This is a genomic window from Chitinimonas prasina, assembly GCF_030160395.1.
In the GTDB taxonomy this organism is placed as follows: domain Bacteria; phylum Pseudomonadota; class Gammaproteobacteria; order Burkholderiales; family Chitinimonadaceae; genus Chitinimonas; species Chitinimonas prasina.
Genome location: NZ_BSOG01000003.1, coordinates 385,556 through 396,448, shown reverse-complemented (window position 1 = coordinate 396,448; position 10,893 = coordinate 385,556). Strand labels below are relative to the sequence as shown.

14 protein-coding genes are annotated in these 10,893 nt (G+C 62.0%); 9 read left to right on the top strand and 5 right to left on the bottom strand.

The genetic code is table 11. From position 1 onward, the window contains the following. From QQK16_RS15060 to QQK16_RS15035, 6 genes are all read left to right on the top strand, one after another. On the top strand, positions 1-293 hold a 293-nt coding region (locus QQK16_RS15060; RefSeq protein ID WP_284197295.1), incomplete at its 5' end, for a hypothetical protein. 82 nt (positions 294-375) lie between these two features. Continuing rightward, the gene (grxC, locus tag QQK16_RS15055) at positions 376-633 is read left to right on the top strand and encodes a glutaredoxin 3 (RefSeq protein WP_284197294.1); all 258 of its coding nucleotides are present in this window, start codon (positions 376-378) and stop codon (positions 631-633) included. Between the two features lie 82 nt (positions 634-715). Beyond that, entirely contained in the window at positions 716-1,177 is a 462-nt protein-coding gene (gene secB / locus QQK16_RS15050; RefSeq protein ID WP_284197293.1) for a protein-export chaperone SecB, read from the top strand. Then, positions 1,155-1,607 (top strand): SH3 domain-containing protein, encoded by a 453-nt coding sequence (locus QQK16_RS15045; RefSeq protein ID WP_284197292.1) that lies wholly within the window; start codon positions 1,155-1,157, stop codon positions 1,605-1,607. Before secB ends, QQK16_RS15045 begins: the two co-directional genes overlap by 23 nt. Further along, positions 1,604-2,593, top strand: coding sequence for an NAD(P)H-dependent glycerol-3-phosphate dehydrogenase (locus QQK16_RS15040; RefSeq protein WP_284197291.1), 990 nt, complete (start codon positions 1,604-1,606; stop codon positions 2,591-2,593). The genes QQK16_RS15045 and QQK16_RS15040 overlap by 4 nt, the downstream gene beginning before the upstream one ends. Positions 2,594-2,712: 119 nt before the next feature. Next, on the top strand, positions 2,713-3,075 hold the full coding sequence (locus tag QQK16_RS15035) for a GFA family protein (protein WP_308447048.1): 363 nt from the start codon (positions 2,713-2,715) through the stop codon (positions 3,073-3,075). Positions 3,076-3,171: 96 nt separating this feature from the next. On the opposite strand, the gene bioH is transcribed toward QQK16_RS15035, so the two are convergent. Together bioH and bioF are read right to left on the bottom strand one after the other, a co-directional pair. Further along, positions 3,172-3,936 (bottom strand): pimeloyl-ACP methyl ester esterase BioH, encoded by a 765-nt coding sequence (gene bioH, locus QQK16_RS15030; protein WP_284197289.1) that lies wholly within the window; start codon positions 3,934-3,936, stop codon positions 3,172-3,174. 2 nt (positions 3,937-3,938) lie between these two features. Further along, the gene (gene bioF, locus QQK16_RS15025) at positions 3,939-5,102 is read right to left on the bottom strand and encodes an 8-amino-7-oxononanoate synthase (protein WP_284197288.1); all 1,164 of its coding nucleotides are present in this window, start codon (positions 5,100-5,102) and stop codon (positions 3,939-3,941) included. 94 nt (positions 5,103-5,196) lie between these two features. Here bioF and QQK16_RS15020 point away from each other — a divergent pair, with 94 nt between their 5' ends. Then, on the top strand, positions 5,197-5,703 hold the full coding sequence (locus tag QQK16_RS15020; protein WP_284197287.1) for an RDD family protein: 507 nt from the start codon (positions 5,197-5,199) through the stop codon (positions 5,701-5,703). A gap of 21 nt (positions 5,704-5,724) precedes the next feature. Beyond that, complete coding sequence (rfbC, locus tag QQK16_RS15015; RefSeq protein WP_284197286.1) at positions 5,725-6,270, top strand: dTDP-4-dehydrorhamnose 3,5-epimerase; 546 nt, start codon at positions 5,725-5,727, stop codon at positions 6,268-6,270. Between the two features lie 243 nt (positions 6,271-6,513). On the opposite strand, the gene QQK16_RS15010 is transcribed toward rfbC, so the two are convergent. The 3 genes from QQK16_RS15010 to QQK16_RS15000 all read right to left on the bottom strand — a co-directional run bounded on the left by QQK16_RS15010 (position 6,514) and on the right by QQK16_RS15000 (position 10,019). After that, positions 6,514-6,924, bottom strand: coding sequence for an MAPEG family protein (locus tag QQK16_RS15010; RefSeq protein ID WP_284197285.1), 411 nt, complete (start codon positions 6,922-6,924; stop codon positions 6,514-6,516). A 28-nt stretch (positions 6,925-6,952) separates the two neighbouring features. Then, positions 6,953-9,658, bottom strand: a complete 2,706-nt coding sequence (locus QQK16_RS15005) for a bifunctional acetate--CoA ligase family protein/GNAT family N-acetyltransferase (RefSeq protein ID WP_284197284.1) — start codon at positions 9,656-9,658, stop codon at positions 6,953-6,955. Positions 9,659-9,812: 154 nt separating this feature from the next. After that, entirely contained in the window at positions 9,813-10,019 is a 207-nt protein-coding gene (locus QQK16_RS15000; protein WP_284197283.1) for a heavy-metal-associated domain-containing protein, read from the bottom strand. Between the two features lie 176 nt (positions 10,020-10,195). On the opposite strand from QQK16_RS15000, the gene ppa reads away from it, so the two are divergent. Further along, positions 10,196-10,720 (top strand): inorganic diphosphatase, encoded by a 525-nt coding sequence (ppa, locus tag QQK16_RS14995; RefSeq protein ID WP_284197282.1) that lies wholly within the window; start codon positions 10,196-10,198, stop codon positions 10,718-10,720. Positions 10,721-10,893 lie beyond the last annotated feature (173 nt).

The window sequence follows — 10,893 nt, the reverse complement described above, 5'->3', positions numbered from 1 at the left end:
AACTATACGCACCCTCCCCGAACACGTCAACACCTCCTCCGCAAAATTCCGCTACTTTCCGCACCAACACGCCTAAGTCGCTGATCTGTAATATCTCCGCAACACCCTCTTTTTATCGCTTCACAGCCAAAACCCGCGCTAACTCGTACGCAGCGGAACATCACGCCCTGCAGAAAAACCGAGAAAACCCAAAAAACCATGCAAAACGCCCCGCAAGCGGGGCGTTCGGGGGTGTGGTGATCGAAATTTACTATATAAGCTTAGTGAACGCGCGAATAGCATGGGCCACTTGAAAATCACAAGCCCCGCCCACAACTTAAGCAGCAGAGAGGCTGCAACTGCGCAGCCAACCCGAACATACCGTCAGGAAAACGTATGCCTACCATCACCATGTACAGCACAGGCGTCTGCCCCTATTGCATACGTGCCGAACAGCTACTCAAGAGCAAGGGCGTTGCCATCGACGAGAAGGTACGTGTGGACCTCGATCCCGCCCGCCGCGATGAAATGATGTTACGCACCGGTCGCCGCACCGTGCCACAGATCTATATCGACGACTTCCACGTAGGGGGCTACGACGACTTAGCCGCACTGGATCACGCCGGCAAGCTCGACACCCTGCTTGGTCGCTAAACATGGCATATGCTGTCTGAATCTGCGATGATTCGCCCGCCATTTCTTATCAACAGTTCAATCGTTTTCAGCAGGAGTCGCCATGAGCGATCAGCAAGCACAACCCGTTTTCTCCATCGAAAAACTCTTCGTCAAAGACCTGTCGCTGGAAGTCCCCCACGCACCGCAGATTTACCTCGAAGCCAATCAGCCTGAAATCGAAATGCAGCTGCATACCGAGAGCAAGGCTATCGACGAAGGCTATTACGAGAACATGCTCACCGTCACCGTGACGGCTCGCGTGGGCGAGAAGACGGTATTCCTGGCCGAAGTGGCCCAAGGCGGTATCTTCCAGGTGCGCAACATCCCCAATGAAGATCTCGAGCCCATCCTCGGTATCGCCTGCCCTAACATCCTTTTCCCGTATGTGCGCGAAGTGGTGTCGGATCTGATCAACCGTGCCGGCTTCCCGCCCGTCATCCTGGCACCCATCAATTTCGAACAGCTGTACAGCCAGCGTCAAGCTCAGGCAGCCAGCCAAGATGCGCCCGCAACTGTTCAGTAAGTATCTGGCAGCCAGCCTTGCTGGCCTGGCCGCCCTCTCCGCCACCGCGCTGGAGTTCCGCTCGGTGGCGGAACACGGCGCGGTTTTTTATGATGCCCCCTCGCTCCAGGCCAAGAAGCTGTTCGTCGCCAGCAAAGGCTTGCCGGTGGAAGTGCTGGTCGACAATAAGGACTGGCTAAGGGTGCGCGATCAGTCGGGTACGCTGGCCTGGGTGGCCAAAGCCACGCTCAGCGCCAAGCGCAATGTCGTCATCGCGGTAAACCGGGCCGAGATACATGGTGCCGCCGACCTCAAGTCTCCCCTGTTGTTCGTCGCCGACAAGAGCGTCATTTTCGAACTGCTCGAGACCGGCAAGACGGGCTGGGTCAAGGTCAGGCATCGCGACGGCGCGCAAGGCTATATCCGTATAGAAGAGGTCTGGGGCCTATGAAACTTACCGTATTGGGCGCTGGTGCCTGGGGTACCGCGCTGGCCATGAGCTTTGCCGAGCGGCATCAGGTCACCCTATGGGCCCGCAATGCCGAGCAAATTGCACAGATGCAGCAGGCCGGCGAGAACAGCCGCTACCTGCCCGGCCAACGCTTCCCCGCCGGCCTGGCCCTGGAATCAGACCTGCCGCGTGCGCTGGCAGGCACCGAGCTGGTCTTGATCGTCACCCCGACCGCCGGCCTGCGGCCCTCGCTGCGCGCCCTCACGGCACTGGGCAACCAGGCGCCCGTACTATGGGCCTGCAAAGGTCTGGAGGCCGACACCCAGCAACCGGCCCATGAAGTCGCCGATGCCGAACTGCCACCCTCGGTGCCGCGCGGCATACTCACCGGCCCGAGCTTCGCCCAGGAAGTGGCCGCCGGCCTGCCCGCCGCGCTGACCCTGGCCTCGGAGGACGAAGTCTTCGCCGGCAGCATGGCGGCCTCCCTCAATTCCAGCAAGCTGCGCATCTATTCCAGCACCGATATCATCGGCGCCGAGATAGGCGGCGCGGTCAAGAACATTATGGCCATTGCAGCCGGGGTCAGCGATGGCCTGAAGCTGGGCCACAACGCCCGGGCTGCCTTGCTGACGCGCGGCCTGGCCGAAATCACCCGCTTTGGCGTGGCACTGGGCGCCCGTCCGGAAACCTTTACCGGCCTGTCCGGCCTGGGCGACTTGATACTCACCTGTACCGGCGACCTATCGCGCAACCGCAAAGTGGGCCTGTTGCTGGCCGAAGGCAAACCACTGGCCGAGATCATCCAGAACCTGGGGCATGTGGCCGAAGGCGTCAATACCGCCCAGGCGGTGCAGCAGCAAGCCTTGCGCCAGCAGGTCGAGATGCCAATTACCGCGGCTGTCTGCCGCATGCTGTTCGACGGCCTACCCGCCGCAGAAGCCATTGCCGGCCTCATGGGCCGTGGCGTCAAAAAGGAAGCTGCCTGAGCATGCCCTGACCGCGTCAGCCAAGCAGCATCCCGCGTGCCATCAAGCGTACAACAGCAGCGCTAAGGCTGACGCGGCAGCCTGCCGCAGCAATTTCCAGCTCAGAAAGCCCACTAGACATGCCATCCCACCTGCTTCAAACTTACCGTGGCGCATGCCACTGTGGCGCAGTCCAATTCGAAGTCGAGACAGACTTCCCTGAACTGACGATGTGCGACTGCTCCATTTGCAAGAAGAAGAACGCACTCATGGTCAAGGTGCACGAGCGCAGCTTCAAACTCCTTGCCGGCGACGACTCGCTCACCGAGTATCAGTTCCACACCAAGACAGCACGACACTTCTTCTGCAAGGTCTGCGGTATCTATCCCTTCCACCGCAAGCGCGTCACCCCCGACCATCTTGGCATCAACGTTCACTGCCTTGAGGGCTTCAACCCTGAGGGCATACCCGTTCGCCAGGCAGTCGGCGCCGCCATGTCATAAGCAGCCCAAGCATCCTGAGGCGTCCATCCGCCACCCGGTGTCACTCCCCCGGGCAATCTGCTAGCGCAGCCGCCGATGACGCCCTCAACGGGTACTTTATAAGGCCGCCAGAAACCGCCGCTGCGCCGCCACGAATTCGCCTTCGTGCGAAATAAAGGGCGCGTGCCCGGCTCCCTGATGCAGCACCAGCTCCCCCTGCATTGCCTGCGCCAACCAACGGCCAGCCTCTGGCGGCGTCATGCGGTCACGCTCACCAAACTGCAGCAGAACCGGGCACTGCACCTCGGCCATGCGTGGGCGCAGATCAGCCTGCTGCAATATGCCCAAGCCGGCCATCAGCGCCGCCCGCTGCGGTGCCGGCCGCGCCGCCAGGCTGGCTTGCAGGGCCCGCAGCACACTGCGGCCATCCTGGCTGCCCATCACCTGCAGCGCCAGGAACATATCCAGGGTAGCCGCATAGTCGCGCGCCAGACTGTCGGCAAACGCCGTCAATGTCTCGGCGGGCGTTGCACTGGTCCAGTCCGGCCGCTGCATGAAACAGGGCGAGGAGGCGCACAGCGTCAACGAGCGTACCTTGTGGGGCGAGCGCAGCGCCCATTCCGTCCCGACGGCGCCCCCCAGCGACCAGCCCAGCACATGCACCGGCAAGGGGAAGGCCTCATCCAGCGCCGACGCCAGGGCCGGCAAGTCGTAGGGATGCACCATGTCGCTGGCGCCACAGCCGGGCAGATCGACGATATGCACGCAGAAATCCGCCGCCAGTTGCTCGGCAGTCCGCTGCCACACCGCACCATGTATGCCCCAGCCGTGTATCAAAACCAGATCCGCCCCCTGGCCCAGGGTTTCCATATACAAAGACATGCCTAATTACCATCCAGTTCAAGCAAGGCGGCAAGCAGGGCCGCCACATCCGTCGTCTCATGCGCAGCAGATAGCGTCACCCGCAGCCGGGCGGTTGCCACCGTAGGCGGGCGTATCGCCGCCACCCAGATACCGCGCTCCCATAGCTGCTGCGATAGCCGCAATGCCTGCTCGCTGTTCGACACCACGATGGGCTGTATGGCGCTTTCCGACGGCAGCAACGCATAGCGGCTAGTTCGCAGACCCTCGCGCAGTTGGGCGATATGCGCTTGCAGGCGCTCACGCCGCCAACCCTCTGCCGCCATGACCGACAGCGAGGCACAGGCGGCCTGTGCAATGGCCGCCGGTGCAGCCGTCGTATAGATCGCCGTATGGGCCTTATTGATCAGCCACTCGATGACCGCCGTCTCGGCGGCCACCAAGGCCCCGGCCACGCCCGCCGCCTTGCCCAGGGTGGCCAGATAGATAAGCCGCGGGGAGCGCAGCCCCCAGTGCGCCAAGCTGCCACGGCCCCCACCCAGCACACCAAAGCCATGGGCGTCATCTACATACAGCCAGGCGTCGTAGCGCTCTGCCAGCGCTAGCAAGGCAGGCAAGGGCGCCATATCGCCATCCATGCTGTAGACCGCATCCACGGCGATCAGCTTGCGCCGCGCCGTGCTTGCCGCCAGCAAGTGCTCCAATGCCGCCAGGTCGTTGTGGGCAAAACGGCGAAAATCTGCCCTGCTCAATACACAGGCGTCGTTGAGCGAGGCGTGGTTGAGCTTGTCGGCAAACACCGCATCACCCCGACCCATCAGCGCCGTGATCACCCCAAGATTGGCCATATAGCCTGTCGCAAACCCGAGTGCCACCGGCAAACCCAGCCAGGCCGCAAACCGCTGTTCCAGCTGCTCATGCGGCAGCTGGTGGCCGCAAACCAGGTGCGATGCGCCGCTGCCTACGCCATAGGCCTCCACCCCCGCCTGCACGGCCACCCGCAAGCGCACATCATTGGCGAGGCCCAGATAGTCGTTGCCACAGAAATTGAGCAGGTGCTTGCCGTCCACCTCCAGGCGGGCTGCCTGCGGCGAGCTCACCACACGGCGACGGCGACGCAGATGGCCCGCGTCCAGCGCAAGCAATCCCGCCTCCAGCTCATCCAGCATAGTGAATCGATCAGTCATGGCTGGCATTTTATACCGCCGTTGCCACACACCACGGCAGCTCTGTTATCTTTCTGCCTCATCAAAAAGACTTGCCCATCTTCAGGAGGCACACATGTCCGACCCAAACATCAATCCCTACGCCAGCCAGACCGTCAACCTGGACGACGATCCCCGTACCGGTGAACTCGCCAGTCGCTGGACACGGTTATGGGCTGCACTGATTGATGCGCTGATCAATATGGCCTATGCCATCCCCCTGGCTTTTGCCTTTGGCACCATGCAGCTGGCCATGAAGGGGCAAACACCCTCGTTCGGCACCACCTTGATGCTGGCAGGCCTGGGCTTTCTGTGTTTTGTCGCCATCCATGGCTACCTGCTGCATACCAAAGGCCAGACAGTGGGCAAGAGCCTGCTGGGCATACGTATCGTCAGCACCAGCGACCAGCCTGTGCCCCTGGCCCAGCTGCTGCTGCGCCGCTACCTGCCCATCTCGGTTGTGGCCATCATTCCGGTAGTGGGCGGCATTCTCACGGTCATCGACGTGCTGTTCATCTTCCGCGATGACAAGCGCTGCATACACGACATGATTGCCGACACCAAGGTTGTCAACGCCGCCTAAACCAATATATCGAGCACCCGCATGCAAGCCATACGCACAGCCCTACCTGATGTCGTCATCCTGGAGCCCAAGGTCTTCGGCGATGAACGCGGTTTCTTCTACGAGAGCTTCAACGCCCGGCTGTTCCGCGAGCTGACCGGCAGCGATGTCGAGTTCGTGCAGGACAATCACTCGAAATCAGTCCGAGGTGTGTTGCGCGGCCTGCATTACCAGTTGCAGCAAGCCCAGGGCAAACTGGTTCGGGTTGCGTCTGGCGAAGTACTGGATGTCGCAGTGGACATACGCAAGTCCTCCCCTACCTTCGGGCAGTGGGTGGGCGTGCGCCTGTCGGCCGAAAACAAGCGCCAACTCTGGGTGCCTGCAGGCTTTGCCCACGGTTTCGTGGTCTTGAGCGAGACCGCCGAGTTTCTCTACAAAACCACCGACTACTACGCCCCTGCGCATGAGCGCTGCATCGCCTGGAACGACCCGGCACTGGCCATAGACTGGGAGTTCGACGGCGAGCCGCAATTGTCCGGCAAGGATCAGCAGGGCAAACTCCTGGCCGACGCCGACCTGTTCGACTAAGCGCCATTGAGCACGACAAGCCCAGCCCGCCCCAGGCGAGCTGGGCGCCGTCGTCACCACCCCTGCTCATCACTGCAATGGCCAAACGGAGCGCCACAGTCCACGCTAAGTACCGCTTCAGCGCCTGCGATGAACCTGCATCGCTGAAAAGCTGAAGCCCACTCAAAAAGACGGCGCGCGCCAGAGGCTACCAGGCGCAAGCTCAGGCATCCCACAGCATTGCCGTGGGTCCATGGCAGATGCTCAGAGTTTCATCAGCAACTGCAGCAGCCACATCGCCAGTATGGCCAGCTGCCCCAGGAAACAACCCAGCCTAAGCCACACTTGCCAGGCCCGCGTACCACTCAGGTGTACCAGCGACTGGCTCACCCGCAGCCCCAGCAGCAGAGGCGCCGCCGCATCAGTGACGGCAGTCTGGCCGGTGGCAATGGCATACAGCAGCACGGTGGCCACCAAGGGCAGGTTCTCGATGCAGTTGCCATGCACCCGCACGATACGCTCGGCCAGATCCCCCAGGCCCTTGTTGTCGGCAGTAAAGCCGTTCACCGCCCGCTCTCCCCGCAGCAGGAACAAGGCCCGGTGATTGATCAACAACAGCACCATCAGCACACACCAGCCGGCGTAGCCCAGCAAGGCCACCGCAGTGGGATTCATACCTACTCCTTCATCTATTGCGTCACGGTTAAAGCGCCTTCACCACCCATTTGAGGGTTGCGTCATCGGGGTGGGGGCGTATATCAAAACCCAGTTTCTTCATCAAACCCAGCATGGCCGTGTTGGACCCCAGGATATCGCCCTCTATCGACGACAAACCAGTATCACGGGCTGCCTTGAATAGCGCCTCCATCAATTGAACGCCCAGGCCCTTGCCCTGCCAACGATCGGCAATGGACACCGCAAACTCGCAACTGGCGGCATCGGGGTTGGCGGTATAGCGGGCCACACCGGCGATGCGCTCACTGCCATCCTCCGTTACGGTGGCCGCCACTGCCATCTCGCGCGCGTAATCGAGCTGGGTAAAACGCACCAGCATGCCGGGCGACAATTGCTTCAGCGTGCTCATGAAACGGTTGAAGCGGCTCTCATCCGATAGTTCCACCCTTACAAAATACTGCAGCTCATCCGCATCTTCCGGCCGCACTGGGCGGAGCACACAGGCCATGCCGTCCTTCAACTGGCCGTGGGTGATCAGATGTGCCGGGTAGGGGTGCACCGCCATATGGCTATAACGGCGGAAGCCCGGCGGCAATGCCGCCACGACTATGCTGGCATCCACGGCAACCGCCCCGTGTTCATCCACCACGACCGGGTTCAGATCCAGCTCCACCATCTCCGGCAGCTCACACACCATCTCGGACAAACGCAGCAGTATCTGCTTGACCGATTCGACATCGGCCGCCGGATGGTTGCGGAACGGCCCCAACGCCCTGGCCACCTTGGTGCGCTTGATCAGGTTGCCGGCAATCATGTCATTGAGCGGTGGCAAGGTCACCGCCACATCCTCGAATACATCCACCGTCAGGCCGCCAGAGCCAAAGGCAATGATGGGCCCGAACACCGCATCACGCGCCACCCCCAGCATCAACTCCCGGCCATGGCGCTTGCCATGCATCTTCTGCACCACCAGCCCATGCACGCTGTCCGCCGGCAAGCGCTGCCGGGCGTAGGCCAGCATGGCCTCGGCATTATCGGCCACCTGCTCCAGCGAATTGAGATTGAGCAGCACGCCGTCGATATCGCTTTTATGTATCAGGTTGTCGGCATCGATCTTCAAGGCCACCGGCAAGCCGATACGGGCAGCAGCCGCCACCGCCTCCTCCGGCGTCGCCGCTGGCAGGGTGGGGGGATGGGGAATATGGAATGCATCGAGCACCACCAGCGACTCCGCCGTGGTCAACAGGCTGCGTCCAGCCGCCAGGGCACCCGCTATTACCTGCCTGGCCTGGGCCACATGGGGCTCGCTACGGCTGCTGAGCGGGCCGGGGGTCTGCAGGCTCAGCTCCTGTATGTAATTCCAGGCCGCCAGGCTGGCAAACGCCTCCACCGCATGCTCGGGCGAGAAGAAATACGCCATATGGGCCCGATCCAGCAACTTGCGGGACAAGGCGATCTTCTTGTCCCCCAGCCAGACCAGCATCAATAGCTTGTCGGTCTTGCGCCGCAGCGCGATCATCCGCTCCGCCGTGGCAAGATGATCCGTCCCCGCCTGCGGGGTCAGCACCACGAGTACGCCATCCACATTCGGGTCAGCCAGACAGGCCTCGGCAGCCACCAGAAAGCGCTCTGGCGGCGCATCGCCCAGAATATCCACCGGGTTATCGTGATTGCCTATGGGCGGCAGCGTTTGATCCAGGTAGGCCACCGTGGCTGCATCCAGCCTGGGCATCTCCACCCCCAGCTCGCGCGCTCTGTCCACCGCCATACGACCGGCGCCATAGCCATTGGAAATCACCGCCAGCCGGCGGCCGCGCGTGCGGTAGTTGGCCGCCAGCATGCGGATGGCGATGCTCATGTGCACCATGGTGGGCACCCGCAACACGCCTACCCGGCGCAATGCGGCATCAAACGCATCGTCCCGCCCTATCAGCCGGTAAGAATGCGTACGGGCGGCATGGTCTGTTGGGTTGGGGTCACGTCCCACCTTGAGGCAGACCACCGGCTTCTGTCGTGCAGCGGCACGCAGCGCGCTCATAAAGCCACGGGCCTCGCCTACATCCTCCAGGTACAGCAAAATGCCCCGTGTCTGGGAGTCCTGCGACAGAAAGTCCAGTATCTCGCCAAAGTTCACATCCGCCGCCGCCCCCATGGAGACCACGGCCGAGAAGCCCACCTCATGGGCTTCGGCCCAATCCAGAATGGCACTGGCCACCGAGCTGGACTGCGACACCAGGGCCAGATTGCCCGGCTTCACATGCCCCTGGTAGTTGGCAGCAATCAGCCCCTGCGATGGCCGCATCATGCCCAGCAGGTTGGGGCCCAAGAGGCGCACACCGTATTGCCGCGCCATGGCCACCGCCTCTTCCAGCAGGGCGCGATTGCTGGAATCCACCGCCACAAAATCGCGCGACAGCACCAGCGCCATCTTCACCCCACGCTCGCCGCACTCCCGCATCAACCCCGGCAGGGTGCGGGCCGACGTGGTGATGACAGCCAGGTCTATCTCATCGACCGGCACCGCCGCGATGCGGTCGTACACCCGCTCGCCAAACACCGCGCCATGCCGCAGGTTCACACCAAACAGAGCGCCCTTGAAGGGTGCATCGAGCAGGTTGCGGAACACGCGGGCACCAACCGAATCCGTGGTTTCGGATGCACCGATCACCACGATATTGTTCGGCTGGAACAGCGGGCTGAGGTAATGCGCCTTCATTGCGGTCCAGCGCTCCATGGAGCCATCCCATCTCGTGTGGTTGTAGCGGGCAATTACAGTGTAGCCGCTGCCCAGGCAAGGCTAGTGACGCTATCGCCGCCCAGCATGTAGCCCAGGCATACCGCAAAGGCCCTGAACCTGCCTGCAGCCCCGTCCTCGCTACAGACGGGCATCAGGCCGGCACATCAAAGCCCGCAGCCTCTATGGCAGCGCGTATTGCAGCCACCGTGGCCTGCTGTGGCTCGAATACTACGGTCGCTTCTGCCTCCGCCAGGCGCACCTGTACGGCACTCACGCCAGCCACCGCCTTGACGGCGCGTTCCACCGCCGCCACGCAACCACCGCAGCTCATGCCTTCCACCTTGAATACCTGTTCCATCACTTGCTCCTTTGCCTATCGCTACGGACTTGACCTGAGTACCAAGCCTATCACCACGCCGTCCCCTGCCATAGTGCAGCAATCTTCCGCGCACGTTGTGGTCAACAGAGCCGATACCGGGCGGGTATAATCCTTCCGCTAATTAAATCTCTCCTGCATTGAACCAAGGACAAACCATGAATCTCGACCGCGTATCTGCTGGCAAGGACGTACCGAACGACTTCAACGTCGTCATCGAAATCCCCGCCAACGCTGCCCCCATCAAGTACGAACTGGACAAGGAAACCGGCGCCATGTTCGTAGACCGTTTCATGGGCACCGCCATGTTCTACCCATGCAACTATGGCTACGTACCGCAGACCCTCAGCGAGGATGGCGACCCGGTTGATGTCCTGGTTGTCACCCCCTTCCCCCTCAGCCTGGGCGTGGTGGTGCGCTGCCGTCCGCTGGGCGTGCTGAAGATGGAAGACGAGGCCGGTATCGATGCCAAGCTGATCGCCGTACCGGTGGACAAGCTCTGCCCCATGTACAAGGAGATCAAGTCCACCAGCGACCTGCCCCCGCTGCTGCTGGAACAGATCCGCCACTTCTTCGAGCACTACAAGGACCTCGAAAAGGGCAAGTGGGTCAAGGTGACCGGCTGGGACGGCATCGAAGCCGCCCAGAAGGAACTGGTCGACGGCGTAGCGCGCTACAAATAAGCCTGCTCAGTCACTTCCCGTAACGGCCGCCACAAGCGGCCGTTTTTCATTTCCATTCATCCCCTTGATCGACAGCTCGTCGCATCGCGCTGGCCCCCGCCCTTTCCTCTCTGGCATAACAGCCCGCGAAGAACCCAAGTCACTGATGGGCTGAACGGAACAGGCGTCAAGGA

Bases quoted from the DNA above. Each gene is read 5' to 3' on its own strand.
- grxC (WP_284197294.1), top strand. From the start codon at position 376: ATGCCTACCATCACCATGTACAGCACAGGCGTCTGCCCCTATTGCATA.
- secB (WP_284197293.1), top strand. From the start codon at position 716: ATGAGCGATCAGCAAGCACAACCCGTTTTCTCCATCGAAAAACTCTTC.
- QQK16_RS15045 (WP_284197292.1), top strand. From the start codon at position 1,155: ATGCGCCCGCAACTGTTCAGTAAGTATCTGGCAGCCAGCCTTGCTGGC.
- QQK16_RS15040 (WP_284197291.1), top strand. From the start codon at position 1,604: ATGAAACTTACCGTATTGGGCGCTGGTGCCTGGGGTACCGCGCTGGCC.
- QQK16_RS15035 (WP_308447048.1), top strand. From the start codon at position 2,713: ATGCCATCCCACCTGCTTCAAACTTACCGTGGCGCATGCCACTGTGGC.
- bioH (WP_284197289.1), bottom strand. From the start codon at position 3,936: ATGTCTTTGTATATGGAAACCCTGGGCCAGGGGGCGGATCTGGTTTTG.
- bioF (WP_284197288.1), bottom strand. From the start codon at position 5,102: ATGACTGATCGATTCACTATGCTGGATGAGCTGGAGGCGGGATTGCTT.
- QQK16_RS15020 (WP_284197287.1), top strand. From the start codon at position 5,197: ATGTCCGACCCAAACATCAATCCCTACGCCAGCCAGACCGTCAACCTG.
- rfbC (WP_284197286.1), top strand. From the start codon at position 5,725: ATGCAAGCCATACGCACAGCCCTACCTGATGTCGTCATCCTGGAGCCC.
- QQK16_RS15010 (WP_284197285.1), bottom strand. From the start codon at position 6,924: ATGAATCCCACTGCGGTGGCCTTGCTGGGCTACGCCGGCTGGTGTGTG.
- QQK16_RS15005 (WP_284197284.1), bottom strand. From the start codon at position 9,658: ATGGAGCGCTGGACCGCAATGAAGGCGCATTACCTCAGCCCGCTGTTC.
- QQK16_RS15000 (WP_284197283.1), bottom strand. From the start codon at position 10,019: ATGGAACAGGTATTCAAGGTGGAAGGCATGAGCTGCGGTGGTTGCGTG.
- ppa (WP_284197282.1), top strand. From the start codon at position 10,196: ATGAATCTCGACCGCGTATCTGCTGGCAAGGACGTACCGAACGACTTC.